Below are 13,781 nucleotides of genomic sequence, written 5' to 3'. Positions count from 1 at the left end.
ATGGTCTTGATGGCCTCCGCAGGCTGGGTTAGCGCTAACATGAGGCGTCGCGAGGGCGCCGTGCCAGGAGAGCGCCGTTGGATCGCACACCCGTCAAACCTTTTCGTTCGCGCGACTGGTTCGCCGATCCCGCCCGCTCGGACATGACCGCGCTCTATCTCGAGCGTTTCATGAACTACGGCATCACGCCCGCCGAGCTGCGTTCGGGCCGTCCGATCATCGGCATCGCCCAGACGGGCAGCGATCTTTCACCCTGCAATCGCATCCATGTCGAGCTGGCCAAGCGCGTCCGCGACGGCATCCGTGACGCAGGCGGCATCTGCATGGAATTCCCGGTCCATCCGATCTTCGAGAATTGCAGGCGACCGACCGCCGCGCTCGACCGCAACCTCGCCTATATGGGCCTGGTCGAGATCCTCTACGGTTATCCGATCGACGCGGTCGTCCTCACCACCGGCTGCGACAAGACGACGCCTGCCAATGTGATGGCGGCCTCCACCGTGGATATCCCCGCGATCGTCTTGTCCGGCGGGCCGATGCTCGACGGCTGGCATGAGGGCGAGCTGGTCGGCTCGGGCACGGTGATCTGGCGCTCGCGCCGCAAGCTCGCGGCGGGCGAGATCGACGAGGAGGAGTTCCTCAACCGGGCCTGCGACAGCGCGCCGTCGGCGGGGCATTGCAACACCATGGGCACGGCCTCGACGATGAACGCCGTGGCCGAGGCGCTCGGCCTCTCGCTCACCGGCTGCGCGGCGATCCCGGCGCCGTACCGCGAGCGCGGCCAGATCGCCTATGAGACGGGCAAGCGCATCGTCGAGATGGCCTATGAGGATCTGCGCCCCTCGCGCATCCTGACGCGCGAGAGCTTCCTCAACGCGATCCGCACCGTCAGCGCGCTCGGCGGATCGAGCAACGCCCAGCCGCACATCGCCGCGATGGCGCGCCACGCCGGCGTCGAGCTGCATCATTCGGACTGGACCGAATATGGCTATGACCTGCCGCTGCTGCTCAACATGCAGCCGGCGGGCAAATATCTCGGCGAGCGCTTCCACCGCGCCGGCGGCGTGCCGGCGGTGATGTGGGAGCTGGCCGAGGCCGGCAAGCTCGATGCCGACTGCCTCACCGTCACCGGCCGCACCATGGGTGAGAATATCGCCGGCCGCGAGACGAAGGATCGTGAGGTGATCTTCCCCTTCGCCGCGCCGCTGAAGGAGAAGGCGGGCTTCCTCGCGCTGTCGGGCAACCTGTTCGACTTCGCGATCATGAAGACCAGCGTGATCTCCGACGAGTTCCGCCAGCGCTATCTGGAGCGCCCCGGCGCCGAGGGTGTGTTCGAGGCGCGGGCGGTCGTGTTCGACGGATCGGACGACTATCATCACAATATCGACGATCCCGCGCTCGGCATCGACGAGAATTGCATCCTCGTGATGCGCAGCGCTGGGCCGATCGGCTGGCCGGGCTCGGCCGAGGTGGTGAACATGCAGCCGCCCGCCGCGCTGATCCGCAAGGGCATCATGTGGCTGCCCACGCTGGGCGACGGCCGCCAATCGGGCACGTCGGACAGCCCCTCCATCCTCAACGCCTCGCCGGAGAGCGCGGTGGGCGGCGGCCTGTCCTGGCTGCGCACCGGCGACATGATCCGCGTCGATCTCAACACCGGCGCCTGCAACGCGCTGGTGGACGAGGCCGAGATCGCCCGCCGCAAGGGCGAGGGCCTGCCCGAGGTGCCCGCCAGCCACACGCCGTGGGAGGAGATCTTCCGGGAGAAGACCGGTCAGATGGGCGAGGGCGCGGTGCTGGAGATGGCGGTGAAGTATCGCGGCATCTCGGCGAAGACGCCGCGCCACAACCACTGATACGCTCCTTGATCGTCATGCCGGGTCGAGCCCGGCATGACGGGAAGAGGCGGCGTAGCGGCTCAGCTCCCCTTGCGCAGCCTGTCGATTGCCTGACCGCAGGTCTGCTGGAGCGGGATCGCCTCGTCGAGCCGCTGGAGCACGGCGGCGCGCCCCTCGGGCGTCGGATTGTCGAGCACGGCCATCTGGGCGATGCTGATCTTCTCCTGCGCGTCCACGTCGCGGCGGCAGGCGTCGAGCGTCGCGTCCTTGCCGATCGCGCGGGCTATTTCGGCGCGGGCATCCGAGCAGCGGTTGCGGGCGTCGATCGCGGCATTCATCAGCGCGCGCCGCTCGTTGCGGGCGATCAGCGGCCCAAGCCGGCCGGTGGACGCCGTGCAGGTGGTGACATGACGCTCGACCGTGGTGAGCAGCGCTCTGGTCCGCAGATCGTCGGGCGGGGCCTTCTGCCCGCACGAGCAGGCCAGCAAGCCCGACAGGATGGCGATCCGGCGCATCGCTTCCCTCTACACGGCCCGAACGCGTAACGGAATGGGGGCGCCCCGGAAGGTCGATCCTCCGGGGCGCGGATCACCTCAATGGTGACGGCGGCGATAGTGGTGCCGGTAATAATGGCGGTGATGGCCCTTGTTGATGAGGCCGTTATAGGCCGCACCGCCCGCCGCGCCGACCAGCGCGCCGGTGCCCACCGATAGGCCGGGGATCAGCGCGCCCGCGACGGCGCCGCCCGCGGCACCGATGCCGGCGCCGCGCAGGACGTGGCCCGCGCTCTGGGCATGAGCAGGCATGGCGGCCACGCCGAAGAGCAGGCTGGCGCCGCTCGCGATGATGGCTAGCTTCTTCATGTTACACTCCCTCAATCCACGGTGGTCGGGGACTTCGACGTGCCCGATAACCCTCGTCCACGCCGTTCTGATCCGCCATCCGCGCTGAGGCGTTGCTGAACGCGATCGTCGGCTGGCGTTCATCTTGGGTGGGAGCGGCCGCCTTTTAGGCGGCATTGCGCCTGTCAGAAGGTGGCTCGGATGCCGTGGCGCGATCTTTCACCGCGCTGCTCTGGCGAGGAGGGCGATCCGCCGCGCCAGCCCCGGCCGGCACGACGGATCGACAGGCGGCTCAGCGCCAGCCGGCGTCCACGAAATAGTCGTGGCCGGTGCACATGCGCGCATCGTCGGAGGCGAGGAACAGGGTGAGCGCCGCCACGTCGGCGGGCATCACGCGCTCCTTGAGGCACTGATTGGCGAGGATGCGGGCGGTCTCGCTGTCGTCATGCCACAGCATGTCCTGACGCGGCGTCTTGATGCCGCCCGGCACGATCGTGTTGACGCGGATGCCATGCTCGCCAAGGTCGCGGGCCATCGCGCGGGTCATGCCCTCGATGCCCGCCTTGGCGGTCTGGTAGAGCACGATGTCGGGCAGCGCGAGGTGCCAACTGATCGAGCCGAAGTTCAGGATCACGCCGCCGCCCGCCTGCTTCATCGACGGCGCCACCGCCTGGGCCGCGAAGAACAGATGGCGCAGGTTCACCGCGATGCGGTTGTCCCAATATTCCGGGGTGACGTCGGCGATGGCGTGGCGGTCGTCATTGGCGGCGTTGTTCACCAGCACGTCGACGCCACCGAACTGCTCGACGATGTCGCTGATGACCGAGCGGAGCTGGTCGATGTTGGTGAGGTCGCAATGGCGGTAGAGCGGGGCATGGTCGGTGCCTTCCGCCAGACGCTCGACCAGCGACCGGGATGCCTCGTCGGCGATGTCGACGAAGGCGACGCGCGCGCCCTGACGGACGAAGGCCTCGGTCAGCGCTTCGCCGATCCCCGATCCGCCGCCGGTGACGAGCACGCGCTTGCCGGCGAGGCTGGGGTAGATGGCGGCGCGGGAGGCGGTGAGGGATGCCTGCAACAAGGGGGCGAACTCCGAATACGGGGAAAGGGTCAGGCGCGAACCAGCAGGCCGCGCCCCGCGAGGTTGCGCATGAGGCCGGCGATGCCGAGTGTCCAGGCCGGCGCGGCCTTCGACGTCGTCACGCGGTTGACGAGGCGGCCGAGCTTCGGCGTCGAGATGGTGACGACATCGCCCAGCTTGTGGGTGAAGCCGCGGCCCGGCTCGTCGCGATCCTGGATCGGCGCGAACAGCGTGCCGAGGAAGAGCGTGTAGCCGTCCGGGTAATGATGCTCGCTCATCGCCTGCGCGAGGAGATCCTCGGGGTCGCGGCTGATCTCGCTCATCGTGCTGGTGCCGTTCAGCACATAGCCTTCCTCGCCCTCGATCAGCAGGTCGATCTTGGCGGTGCGGACATCGTCCATCGAGAAGCTGGCATCGAACAGGCGGACGAACGGCCCGATCGCGCAGGATGCGGTGTTGTCCTTGGCCTTGCTGAGCAGCAGGGCGGAGCGGCCCTCGAAGTCACGCAGGTTGACGTCGTTGCCGAGCGTCGCGCCCACCGCCGTGCCGTGGCTGTCGGCGAGCAGCACGACTTCCGGCTCGGGGTTGTTCCAGGTCGAGTCGGACCGCACGCCGATCAGCGCGCCCCAGCCGACGGTCGAGAGCACCGGCGACTTGGTGAAGATCTCGGCGTCAGGCCCGATCGCCACTTCGAGATATTGGGACCACATGCCCTCCTCGATCAGCGTCGCCTTGAGCGTCGCGGCTTCGGGCGAGCCGGGCTTCACGGTGCGGATGCCGCCGCCGATGCGCGTCTCGATGCGCGAGCGGACCTCGGCGGCAGCGCTCGAATCTCCCCGCGCGCGCTCCTCGATCACGCGCTCCAGCGCGGAGACGGCGAAGGTGACCCCGGCGGCCTTCACGCACTGGAGGTCGATCGGGCTCAGCAGGCGATGCGGCGCATCGACCGCGGCGGAGAGGCCAAGCGTCTCCAGATCGCCGAGCGGCTTGCCCGCGGACGGATCGAAGGCCTTGAGCGCGACCAGCTCGGAAACCGTCGCCGCCACCGCTGTCATGTCATAAGCGATGCCGCCCGACACGAGCACGGGCGTAGGGCCTTCGCCCAGATCGATACGCCCCAGAAACAGGCCCGCGCGCCAGTCTTCCGGCAGCGCCTCGGCTGCCACGAACGCCTTGCCGGTCATATCCTCTCGCCTTGTTACAACTTGATAGCGCTACCAATCTTATTGTCCCCGGTTCGTGTCAAGAGGATGGGGTGCCATTGGGGGCGATCGGCCGGAATCCGGCGTTTTCCGCCGCAGGAGAGGCACGGACCGGCGCGCGAGTCTTTACTCTGGAACGGGTGTGGCATGACCTGACGCCATGACGGTGGGGCAGAGGGGAGCGGCGCGCTGCGCGGGGTTGGCGACGGCCCTGCTTCTGGCAGGGTGCGCCCACCATCATCGCGGCAAGCCCGAGGCGCCTCGGCCGGCTGCGCCTCCCGCCGCCGAGCCGCAGCCGCCGGCGGGCTCCGCGGCCGGCCAGACGGTGCCCGAACCAGGCAGCGACGGGCGCTTCGAGACGATCAACAGCCACATCGGCACGGAAGAGGCGTTGTGGCATGTCCGTGCCGCCCTCAATGTCGCGGCGCTGAGCTGCGGCGGGCGGCCTGGCGGGGCGGCGATCGTCGCGCGCTACAATGCGCTGCTCACCCAGCGGAAGGCAGTCTTCGCCACCGCTTATGCCTCCGAGACGGGGCGATCCGGCGGTAGTGCCCTCGATCAGCATATGACGCGCCTGTATAATTTCTTCGCGCAGCCGCCGGCGCAGGCGGCCTTCTGCCGCGCCGCCGCCGAGGTGTCCGAGCAGGCCGCGGCCCAGCCCGCCAGCGGATTGCCGCAGTTCGCGCCGGGGGCGCTCGACAAACTCGAAGCGCCGATCCTCGATTATTATCGCGCTTATGCGAGCTATCGGCGCGATCTGGCCGCCTGGCAGGCCGGGCGCCGGGCCGCGCCGCCACCGACGCAGCTCGCCGCCAGGGTCGCGACGCCTCGGGAAACGGCGGTCGCGGCGGTCGTGGCGGCGCATACGGATATAGGCGCGTCGTGGCGCATTCAGCTCGGGGCGTTCACCGGCAAGCCAGCGGCGGAGGCGGCGTGGACGCGGGCGCGGGGCAGATTGCCGTCGCTGGCGGCCTATCATCCCCATTATGAGGATGTGCCGCACAGCCCGCTCGTCCGGCTTCAGGTGGGCGCGGCGGACGACAAGGCGGGGGCGCTCCGCCTGTGCGCGGCGGCGGCGGCGGGTGGTTTCGACTGCCTGCCCGTGCCGCGCTCCTGATTAGCGCCCGTTGAGCGCCGCGACGACCGAGTCGCGTAGCGACCGCACCTGATCGTTGAGCGCGCCGATCTGGGCTATCGACAGGCCGGACGTCTCCAGCATCGTCTCGGCCAGACAGACCGACCGGGCGTGCAGCGCGCGGCCCTTCTCGGTGAGCTGGATCAGCACCTGGCGCTCATCCTCGGGATTGCGCGTGCGCCGGACCATGCCCGACGCCTCCAGCCGCTTGAGCAGCGGGGTGAGCGTGCTCGACTCAAGCAAAAGGCGGTCCGCGATCATCCCGACGGGTAGGTTGTCCTTCTCCCACAGAACACTCAGGACGAGATATTGCGGGTAAGTGATTCCCATCGCGTCGAGCATCGGCTTGTAGGCGCGGCCGATCGCGAGACTCGTCGAATAAAGGGAGTAGCAGAGGTGCTGGTCGAGGCTGAGCGGGGGGATGGCGGACATGGCGTTTCTCCGTGCGGGGCGGCCTCCATATAGCGCAATGGATTTTTGAGATAAAGATTGGCGCGATAAATAATCGCTGGACACCCAGCCGAATCGCGCTTAGAAGGATTTTCATATCGCGATAACAGTTATCGCGAAATAGAGGGCCGGCAGCGGCCACATGAAGGAGCAAGGCGATGAACGTTCTGTACAAGACCGAAGCCACGGCCACCGGCGGCCGCACCGGCAGCGCCGCCACCACGGACGGCGCCTTCAAGGTGACGCTGGACACGCCGAAGGAGCTGGGCGGCGCCGGTGGCCCCGGCAACAACCCGGAGCAGCTCTTCGCCGCCGGCTATTCGGCCTGCTTCCTCGGCGCGCTGAAGTTCGTCGCCGCGCAGAAGAAGGTGAAGATCGCGGAGGACACCACCGTCACCGCGCAGGTCGGCATCGGCCCGCGTGACGATGGTCAGGGCTTTGGCCTCGATGTCGCGCTGGCGATCCACATTCCGGGCGTCGAGAAGGCCGAGGCCGAGGCGCTGGTCGCCGCCGCCCACGTCGTCTGCCCGTATTCGCACGCGACGAAGGGCAGCCTGGACGTTCGCCTCTCGGTGATCTGATCCCGGACGGGGGAGCGGCCAAGAGGTCGCTCCCCGTTCGCCCGTTCAGGACGGGGCCATCGCCTTGTCCGCGCCGAAGGCCAGTTCGAGCCGGATGCCGTTCGGATCGCTGAGCACGATCTGGGTGAGCCCCGCCACACGGGTGGCGCGCTTCACGAAAGGCACGCCGAACGCCGTCAGCCGGCGCTCCATTTCCCCGACATCGCTGCAATCGAAGGCGATATGATCGAGCCGCGCACGCACCCCCGGCGGGATCGGCGCTTCGCCGTCCGGCGGGCTGTTGACGTGGATGATCGCGCGGCCATCCTTGCCGTAAAGCCAGGCGTGCATCTCCTGATGCCCCATCGTCTGGGCGGGGCCGGCCACGAGATCGAACAGCTCCTCGTAGAAGCGGATCGTCTCCTTGAGGATCGGCGTGCGGATGTTGATATGGCCAATGCGTTCGATCATGGCTGTGATGAATAGCCGATAGGCGGTTTCTGACCAGCCCTCCTGCGGGCTTGTATTTTGCGCGGCTCTTGCGCAACCCAGGGCGCATGGATCTCGACGCCCTTCTCCAGCATTATTTCGGCACGACCGATCTCGATTCCCTCGATGACGAGGCGATCGATCGCGGTGTGCAATGGCTCCGCATCGCCTTCGGGACGGAGACGGAGCCCGGCCGCCGCTTCGCCATGTGGGTGGTGCTGCACGGGCTCGACGAGGCGCCGGAGCCCTCGGTCGCCTTCAAGGATGCGCAGGAGCGCGCCGCGGCCGAGGCCTATATCCGCGCCATGGACGAGGCCGAACGCTCTGAGTGAGCGGCTGACGGCGGCGGCCGCGCGGCGCATCGCGCTCGCCGCGCAGGGCTTCGGTGCCGCGCGGCCCGAGCAGGCCGACGCCGGCCATCTGCGCCGCACCGTGGAGCGGCTGGCGCTCCACCAGATCGACAGCGTCAATGTCGTGGTGCGCGCGCATTATCTGCCCGCCTTCTCGCGGCTGGGCGTCTATGACCGCGCGCTGATCGACAAAGCGGCGTGGGGACGCAGGTCCGAGCGCAAATTGTTCGAATATTGGGCGCACGAGGCTTCGCTGCTGCCTTTCGCGCTGCATCCGCTGCTGCGCTGGCGGATGGCGGCGGCGGATCGGGGCGAGACAGGCTGGGGCGGCCTGCGTCCCTTCGCCACCGAGCGCCGGGCCGAGGCGATGGCCGTGCTCGACCGCATCCGCGCCGAGGGACCGATGGCCGCCTCCGACTTCGAGGAGAGCCGGGGCCGCAGCGGCTGGTGGGAGTGGGGCGACACCAAGCGCGCGCTCGAATGGCTGTTCTGGGCGGGGCACATCACGACGGCGGAGCGGCGCGGCAGCTTCGAGCGTGTCTATGATCTGAGCGAGCGGGTCATCCCGCCGGCGATCTTCGCGCTTCCCGCACCGGATGAGGCGGAGGCCCATCGCGCGCTCATCGCCCACGCCGCCCGTGCGCTGGGCGTCGCCACCGCCACCGACCTGCGCGACTATTTCCGCCAGCCGCCCGAGGAGGCCCGGCGGGCGATCGCGGAGCTGGTCGAGGCGGAGGAATTGCTGCCCGTCACGGTCGAGGGCTGGAACCGCCCGGCCTTCCTCCACTGCGATGCCCGCCGTCCGCGCCGCATCGCGGCCCGCGCACTGCTCGCCCCGTTCGATCCATTGATCTGGGAGCGTTCGCGCACGGAAAGGCTGTTCGATTTCCACTACCGGATCGGCATCTACACCCCCGCCGAGCGGCGCACGCACGGCTATTACGACCTGCCCTTCCTGCTCGGTGACCGGCTGGTCGGCCGGGTCGATCTCAAGGCCGATCGGGCGCTCAGGGAACTTCGGGTGCTGCGTATCCATTTCGAGCCTGATGCACCGGCCGAAGCCGGAGAGGCGCTGGATGCCGAGATCGCCGACATGGCGCGCTGGCTCGGCCTCTCTTCGGGTGTGAGGCCGGCGCACAAGTAGCGTTTGGGTCCGTCACCAGGGAGTTGGAGGAGGTTGCACGACGATGCGTCGCTCCATCTCGCTGTTCGCCATCACAGGGCTGCTGCCGGTCGTCGTGCTGGGCGGGATCGTCGGCACCGCCACCTTCCGAAGCCAGCGGGACGCGATCGCGCAGCAGGCGCGGGCACGCGTCACCTTCACCGCCGCGCTGCTCGCCCGTGAGCTGGACGCGGATCGCCGGGCGGCACGCGCGCTCTCGTCATCGACGGTCTTCGACGGCGCCTGGAACGAAGGGGCGGTGCGGGCGCTGGCCGCGCGCGCGATCGAGGCGGACGGGCGATGGCGGTCGATCCGGGTCAGCGATCTTTCCGGCCGGCCGCTGATTACGGTTCCCGCCGGCCCGGAGGCCGGCGACGCCGACAGTCTGGCGCGCGCGGTGGCGACGGGGCGGCCGATCGTCGGCGGGGTGGTGACGGAGCCGGACGGAAGCCAGGCCTTCGCCGTCCATGCGCCGATCGTCCGGGATGGCAGGATCGTTCGGATGCTGACCCTGATGGTTCCCTCGCGCTCGCTCAGCGGATTGCTGGCGACGCAGTCGCTGGCGGCCGGATGGCGTTCGGGAATCCTCGATGGCAGCGGCGATATCGTCGCCAATGCGGGCTTCGACTGGCATCGTGTCGGCCGACCCGCCAATCCCGCCGTGATCGCCGCGCAGCGCAAGGGCGTACTCAATCTCTATCGCTTCCGCAGGCTCGACGGATCGCTGGCGGTCGGCACATGGGCGCCGGTCGCGGGGACGGACTGGGCGGTGTATCTCTCGGCCCCGGCGCATGATTATTCGGGGCCGCTGCGTCATGCGATCGCCCTGCTGGCGGGGGCGGCGGTCATCAGCCTGCTGCTCTTCGCGCTGCTGGCACGGCTGCTGATCGTGGAGCTGCGCCATTATCGCGCACGCGAGCGGGGCGAGCTTCAGCGGCAGCGGATGGAGGCGCTGGGCCGGCTGACGGGCGGCGTGGCGCATGACTTCAACAATCTGCTGACGCCGGTGATGGGCGGGCTCGACCTGCTGCGCCGGCGCGTGCCCGACGATCCGAAGGCCCAGCATTATATCGAGACAGCGATGGCTAGCGCCGAGCGCGCGCGGACGCTGATCGGCCGGCTGTTGGCCTTTTCGCGGCGGCAGGCGCTGGCGCCGCGCAACATCGATGTGGGGGCGCTGCTGACGGGGCTTTCCGATCTCATCCGCCAGTCGGTGACGGCGCAGGTGCGGCTGGAATGGTCGATCGCGGATCGCCTGCCGCCGGTGCTGGTCGATCCCGCGCAGCTCGAACTCGCGATCCTCAACCTGGCGATCAACGCGCGCGATGCGATGCCCAATGGCGGCGCGATCACCATCAGCGCGCAGCGGGCGACGGAAGCCGAGACGCTCGATCTGCCGTCGAAGGATTATGTCAGCATCGCGGTGGCGGATACCGGCGTCGGCATGGACGAGGCGACGGCACGGCAGGCGATCGACCCTTTCTTCACCACCAAGGCGATGGGCAAGGGCACGGGGCTCGGCCTGTCGATGGTCCATGGCTTCGCCGCGCAGTCGGGCGGGGTGCTTCATATCGCGAGCCGGGTCGGGGTCGGCACCGTGGCGAAGATCGTGCTGCCGGCGGGCACCGGCGAGCCGGCCGGCGAGAAGGCCGCGCCCGACGTCGCCCGGCTGACGCGTCGGCGCATTCTCGTGGTCGACGACGACCAGGCCGTCCGCGCCTCGACGGCCGAGATGCTGACCACCGCCGGGCATGACGTGATCGAGGCCGCGAGCGTCGATCAGGCGCTGGCGATCCTCGACGAGATGCCGGACATGGACGCCGTGGTGACCGATTATCTGATGCCGCTGCGCACCGGCGCCGATCTGATCCGCGAGGTGCGCAGGCGTCGGCCGGAGACGCCGGTGCTGCTCGTCACCGGTTACGCCAGCGTCGCGGGCGATGTGCCGGCCAATGTGGCGCGGCTGGCCAAGCCGTTCCGCGCGGACGAGTTGCTGGCGGGCCTGACGCGCATCTTCGGGCGAGGGGCGCTCGCCTGACGGGGGGCGATCCCGGCAATCTTCGCTGATGAACGGAAATATTCGCTAATGTGGCGATCCGGGAAACCGCGCGTGCGTTCGGCCCCATGAGATCGGCGGTCTGTAGTCCCCCATGCCGGTCTCCTGTCCCTATCCCACAGCCCCGCCGGCGCCCCACCGCCGGCGGGGCCTCTTTTCGGAGGCCGCAGGGCTTAGCGGAACGCGACCTGGGCGGCGCGCGGCGTGATCGTCATCACGCCATTCTCGATGACGATGCGGCCGAGGCGGTTGATCTCGGTCTGGCCGAGCAGCGTGTAGGGAATGCCCTCCTGCCCGATCGCGGCGGTGAAGCTGCCGAGATCCTGCCCGGCAACCTCCATCGAGCGGAGCCGTGCGACGCTGAGCATGGTGTAGCCGCCGATGCCGGCCATCGGCTCGGAACGGACGATGTTCCGGGCGGCGCCGGTGGCGCGCGCGTCGCGGGCGGAGAGGATGGTATCCTGCGCGCCGGTATCGACGATCGCCTGGATGATGACGCCGTTGATGCGGATCGGGGCGATGAAATGGCCCGTGCGCGGATCGCGATGGATGCTGAGCGGCTGCGGCGTGGCGGGCGTCAGCACGGCGAGGCGGTAATCGGGCGCGGGGACGGCCTGCGCGGCCTGGATCGGCACGACCATGGGCGGCGCCCGCAGCAGCACGGGCAAAGTGAAGGAATCGAAATCGCCGGCACGGATCGGCACATGCTGCGCGAGATCGACGGGCGCGGCCTCCGCAGGCCCGAAATCGGAGGCGGGAATGTCGAGCGCGGTCTGGAGGAAGGGCTCCGCATCCGCATCCGCATCCGCCGCATCCTCGTCGTCGGACGAGGGGGGCAGGAGGCTGGCGAGCATCGGCCCGTCGACATGCGGCGGCTGGATCGGCTGCGCCGCCCGTGCGGGCGCATAGACCATCTGCGGCCCCCGCGGCGTGTAGGCGAAGCCGGCGAGCGGCTCGAGCCGCGTCTCGACCGTGGTGCGGATCGGGTTGCCGTCCTCGTCTTCCTCGGTTGTCTGGACGGTCACCACCTGAACCGGCTGGATGTCCTGCCGGCCCGTATAGGGCCGGTCGACCACCACAGGATGCCCGTCGGCCGCGAAGCTGATCGTGCGCATCACGCCGGGCGGGATGTCGGTCAGCGACGGATCGAGGGTACGCGTCTGCGCGGTGGCCGATGTGGCGGCGGCCCCGGCGGAAAGCGTCAGCGCGAGCAGGGCGAGTTTGGGAGCCATGGGTTTCCCTTCCAAACCCGAGTCTAGACCGATCGCCCCTAATCTCTGGTAAACGATCCGGCCTTTTGTCGGGTTGGCGGCGTGGTGGGCGGAACCGGGCAGGCCTCCGCTGCGTCTCCGGTTCGCTGAGCGTGAGGAGAGCCGCGATGTCGCACACCGCCGTCACCGGACAGCCGGATGCCTGTCCGCGGCTCTCCTTTCCGGTCGACCGGCTGGTGCTGACGCCCGACGACATCGATCTGGCCCGCTCGCCGATGGCGGGGCATTTCGACGCCGAAACCTATGTACTCGGCGCCTTCAATCCGGGCCTGACGCGTCTGCCCAACGGCAACCTGCTGATGATGGTGCGGATCGCCGAGGCGCTTCGCGAGCCGATCCACGACGGGCATATCCATGCGATCCGCTGGGATGCGGGGCGCTATGGTCTCGACGCCTGGCCGCTCGACATGGTCGACACGGCGGACCCGCGCAAATTCGCGATCCTCGGTGGTGGCTGGCCGGTCATGGCGCTGACCTCGCTGTCCTGGCTGCTGCCGGTGGAGTTCGATCCCGACGGGCTGCGCGTGGAGGCGATCCACTATGACCGCGCCGTCGCGCCACAACACCCTTTCCAATGCTATGGGGTAGAGGATGCGCGGATCAGCCATGTCGAGGGGCGCTGGCTGATGACGAGCTGCTCGGTCAGCCCCGAACGTCATTCCACGACGCTCTACAGTTCGACCAATGGACTGGACTGGACGTTCGAGGACATCGTGCTCGATCACCAGAACAAGGACATGCTGATCTTCGAAGGCCGGATCGGTGGCCGCTACTGGGCGCAGACGCGGCCGCTCGGCAGCCTCTATTTCGCCTATCCGCCGGGCAGCGAGTGGAAGGCCGGCCCTTCGATCAACCTCGCCACCTCACCCGACCTGCTGCACTGGAAGCCGCATCGCGAGCCCGGCATCCGCCCGCATTCGGGCACGGTGGCGACGGCGCGGATGGGCGGCGGCGCGCCACCGATCCTGACAGACGAGGGCTGGCTCAGCCTGTGGCATGGCGTCGAGCCGCGTGAGATCGTGGGCGTCTATCGCACCTACTGGTCGCTGCTCGACCGGGACGATCCGAGCCGCATCCTCCACACCGGGAACAGGCCGCTGCTGGACCCCGCACCCGATCTCACGGCGCCGATCGATCATCAGATGTACGTCCATGGCGTGGTGTTCACGACCGGCATCGCCGATGCGGGGGATCATTATGTCGTGGCCTCCGGCGAGGCGGACCTCGCCTGCCGGATCACCCATATCCCCAAGAGCCTGTTCCGCCGGCTCTGATCCTTCATCGTCATCCCGGACTTGATCCGGGGTCCAGAGCCAAGGGCGGTGTCGTTCGAAGCTCTGGATGC

14 protein-coding genes are annotated in these 13,781 nt (G+C 68.8%); 7 read left to right on the top strand and 7 right to left on the bottom strand.

The annotated features are described in order from the left end of the window. Positions 1 to 77 precede the first annotated feature (77 nt). On the top strand, positions 78 to 1,856 hold the full coding sequence (locus FHS98_RS11580) for an IlvD/Edd family dehydratase (protein ID WP_167104741.1): 1,779 nt from the start codon (positions 78 to 80) through the stop codon (positions 1,854 to 1,856). A 62-nt stretch (positions 1,857 to 1,918) separates the two neighbouring features. Here FHS98_RS11580 and FHS98_RS11575 read toward each other — a convergent pair whose 3' ends face one another. The 4 genes from FHS98_RS11575 to FHS98_RS11560 form a co-directional block, all read right to left on the bottom strand. Further along, the gene (locus FHS98_RS11575; protein WP_167104738.1) at positions 1,919 to 2,353 is read right to left on the bottom strand and encodes a hypothetical protein; all 435 of its coding nucleotides are present in this window, start codon (positions 2,351 to 2,353) and stop codon (positions 1,919 to 1,921) included. 78 nt (positions 2,354 to 2,431) lie between these two features. Continuing rightward, the gene (locus tag FHS98_RS11570; RefSeq protein ID WP_167104735.1) at positions 2,432 to 2,701 is read right to left on the bottom strand and encodes a hypothetical protein; all 270 of its coding nucleotides are present in this window, start codon (positions 2,699 to 2,701) and stop codon (positions 2,432 to 2,434) included. Between the two features lie 271 nt (positions 2,702 to 2,972). After that, positions 2,973 to 3,758 carry a D-xylose 1-dehydrogenase gene (gene xylB / locus FHS98_RS11565; RefSeq protein ID WP_167105407.1) on the bottom strand — a complete coding sequence of 262 codons (786 nt, stop codon included), beginning with the start codon at positions 3,756 to 3,758 and terminating at the stop codon, positions 2,973 to 2,975. Positions 3,759 to 3,790: 32 nt separating this feature from the next. Beyond that, positions 3,791 to 4,945: a fumarylacetoacetate hydrolase family protein gene (locus tag FHS98_RS11560; RefSeq protein WP_167104732.1), complete on the bottom strand. Its 1,155-nt coding sequence runs from the start codon at positions 4,943 to 4,945 to the stop codon at positions 3,791 to 3,793. Between the two features lie 178 nt (positions 4,946 to 5,123). On the opposite strand from FHS98_RS11560, the gene FHS98_RS11555 reads away from it, so the two are divergent. After that, positions 5,124 to 6,080: an SPOR domain-containing protein gene (locus FHS98_RS11555; protein ID WP_208402217.1), complete on the top strand. Its 957-nt coding sequence runs from the start codon at positions 5,124 to 5,126 to the stop codon at positions 6,078 to 6,080. On the opposite strand, the gene FHS98_RS11550 is transcribed toward FHS98_RS11555, so the two are convergent. Then, positions 6,081 to 6,530, bottom strand: a complete 450-nt coding sequence (locus FHS98_RS11550) for a MarR family winged helix-turn-helix transcriptional regulator (protein WP_167104729.1) — start codon at positions 6,528 to 6,530, stop codon at positions 6,081 to 6,083. A gap of 176 nt (positions 6,531 to 6,706) precedes the next feature. On the opposite strand from FHS98_RS11550, the gene FHS98_RS11545 reads away from it, so the two are divergent. Then, positions 6,707 to 7,129, top strand: coding sequence for an Ohr family peroxiredoxin (locus FHS98_RS11545; RefSeq protein WP_167104726.1), 423 nt, complete (start codon positions 6,707 to 6,709; stop codon positions 7,127 to 7,129). A 45-nt stretch (positions 7,130 to 7,174) separates the two neighbouring features. Here the strand turns inward: FHS98_RS11545 and FHS98_RS11540 are convergent, their stop codons facing one another. Then, the gene (locus FHS98_RS11540; RefSeq protein ID WP_167104723.1) at positions 7,175 to 7,579 is read right to left on the bottom strand and encodes a VOC family protein; all 405 of its coding nucleotides are present in this window, start codon (positions 7,577 to 7,579) and stop codon (positions 7,175 to 7,177) included. An 86-nt stretch (positions 7,580 to 7,665) separates the two neighbouring features. Between FHS98_RS11540 and FHS98_RS11535 the strand changes: the two genes are divergently transcribed. The 3 genes from FHS98_RS11535 to FHS98_RS11525 are packed head-to-tail and all read left to right on the top strand — an operon-like array spanning position 7,666 to position 11,147. Then, the gene (locus tag FHS98_RS11535; RefSeq protein ID WP_167104720.1) at positions 7,666 to 7,929 is read left to right on the top strand and encodes a hypothetical protein; all 264 of its coding nucleotides are present in this window, start codon (positions 7,666 to 7,668) and stop codon (positions 7,927 to 7,929) included. Next, positions 7,862 to 9,091 carry a winged helix-turn-helix domain-containing protein gene (locus FHS98_RS11530; protein ID WP_243847989.1) on the top strand — a complete coding sequence of 410 codons (1,230 nt, stop codon included), beginning with the start codon at positions 7,862 to 7,864 and terminating at the stop codon, positions 9,089 to 9,091. Before FHS98_RS11535 ends, FHS98_RS11530 begins: the two co-directional genes overlap by 68 nt. A 43-nt stretch (positions 9,092 to 9,134) precedes the next feature. Beyond that, positions 9,135 to 11,147: a response regulator gene (locus FHS98_RS11525; protein WP_167104717.1), complete on the top strand. Its 2,013-nt coding sequence runs from the start codon at positions 9,135 to 9,137 to the stop codon at positions 11,145 to 11,147. Positions 11,148 to 11,338: 191 nt separating this feature from the next. On the opposite strand, the gene FHS98_RS11520 is transcribed toward FHS98_RS11525, so the two are convergent. Beyond that, positions 11,339 to 12,397 (bottom strand): retropepsin-like aspartic protease family protein, encoded by a 1,059-nt coding sequence (locus FHS98_RS11520; protein WP_167104714.1) that lies wholly within the window; start codon positions 12,395 to 12,397, stop codon positions 11,339 to 11,341. 146 nt (positions 12,398 to 12,543) lie between these two features. Here FHS98_RS11520 and FHS98_RS11515 point away from each other — a divergent pair, with 146 nt between their 5' ends. After that, the gene (locus FHS98_RS11515; RefSeq protein WP_167104711.1) at positions 12,544 to 13,710 is read left to right on the top strand and encodes a glycoside hydrolase family 130 protein; all 1,167 of its coding nucleotides are present in this window, start codon (positions 12,544 to 12,546) and stop codon (positions 13,708 to 13,710) included. Positions 13,711 to 13,781 lie beyond the last annotated feature (71 nt).

The organism is Sphingomonas oligoaromativorans (assembly GCF_011762195.1).
GTDB classification, from domain to species: Bacteria; Pseudomonadota; Alphaproteobacteria; order Sphingomonadales; family Sphingomonadaceae; genus Solisphingomonas; species Solisphingomonas oligoaromativorans.
This window is presented reverse-complemented; position numbering and strand designations above follow the sequence as displayed.

What these genes read in the sequence shown, in the direction of transcription:
- FHS98_RS11575 (WP_167104738.1), bottom strand. Translation starts at nt 2,353, where the DNA reads ATGCGCCGGATCGCCATCCTGTCGGGCTTGCTGGCCTGCTCGTGCGGG.
- FHS98_RS11570 (WP_167104735.1), bottom strand. Translation starts at nt 2,701, where the DNA reads ATGAAGAAGCTAGCCATCATCGCGAGCGGCGCCAGCCTGCTCTTCGGC.
- FHS98_RS11560 (WP_167104732.1), bottom strand. Translation starts at nt 4,945, where the DNA reads ATGACCGGCAAGGCGTTCGTGGCAGCCGAGGCGCTGCCGGAAGACTGG.
- FHS98_RS11555 (WP_208402217.1), top strand. Translation starts at nt 5,124, where the DNA reads ATGACGGTGGGGCAGAGGGGAGCGGCGCGCTGCGCGGGGTTGGCGACG.
- FHS98_RS11550 (WP_167104729.1), bottom strand. Translation starts at nt 6,530, where the DNA reads ATGTCCGCCATCCCCCCGCTCAGCCTCGACCAGCACCTCTGCTACTCC.
- FHS98_RS11545 (WP_167104726.1), top strand. Translation starts at nt 6,707, where the DNA reads ATGAACGTTCTGTACAAGACCGAAGCCACGGCCACCGGCGGCCGCACC.
- FHS98_RS11540 (WP_167104723.1), bottom strand. Translation starts at nt 7,579, where the DNA reads ATGATCGAACGCATTGGCCATATCAACATCCGCACGCCGATCCTCAAG.
- FHS98_RS11535 (WP_167104720.1), top strand. Translation starts at nt 7,666, where the DNA reads ATGGATCTCGACGCCCTTCTCCAGCATTATTTCGGCACGACCGATCTC.
- FHS98_RS11530 (WP_243847989.1), top strand. Translation starts at nt 7,862, where the DNA reads ATGCGCAGGAGCGCGCCGCGGCCGAGGCCTATATCCGCGCCATGGACG.
- FHS98_RS11525 (WP_167104717.1), top strand. Translation starts at nt 9,135, where the DNA reads ATGCGTCGCTCCATCTCGCTGTTCGCCATCACAGGGCTGCTGCCGGTC.
- FHS98_RS11520 (WP_167104714.1), bottom strand. Translation starts at nt 12,397, where the DNA reads ATGGCTCCCAAACTCGCCCTGCTCGCGCTGACGCTTTCCGCCGGGGCC.
- FHS98_RS11515 (WP_167104711.1), top strand. Translation starts at nt 12,544, where the DNA reads ATGTCGCACACCGCCGTCACCGGACAGCCGGATGCCTGTCCGCGGCTC.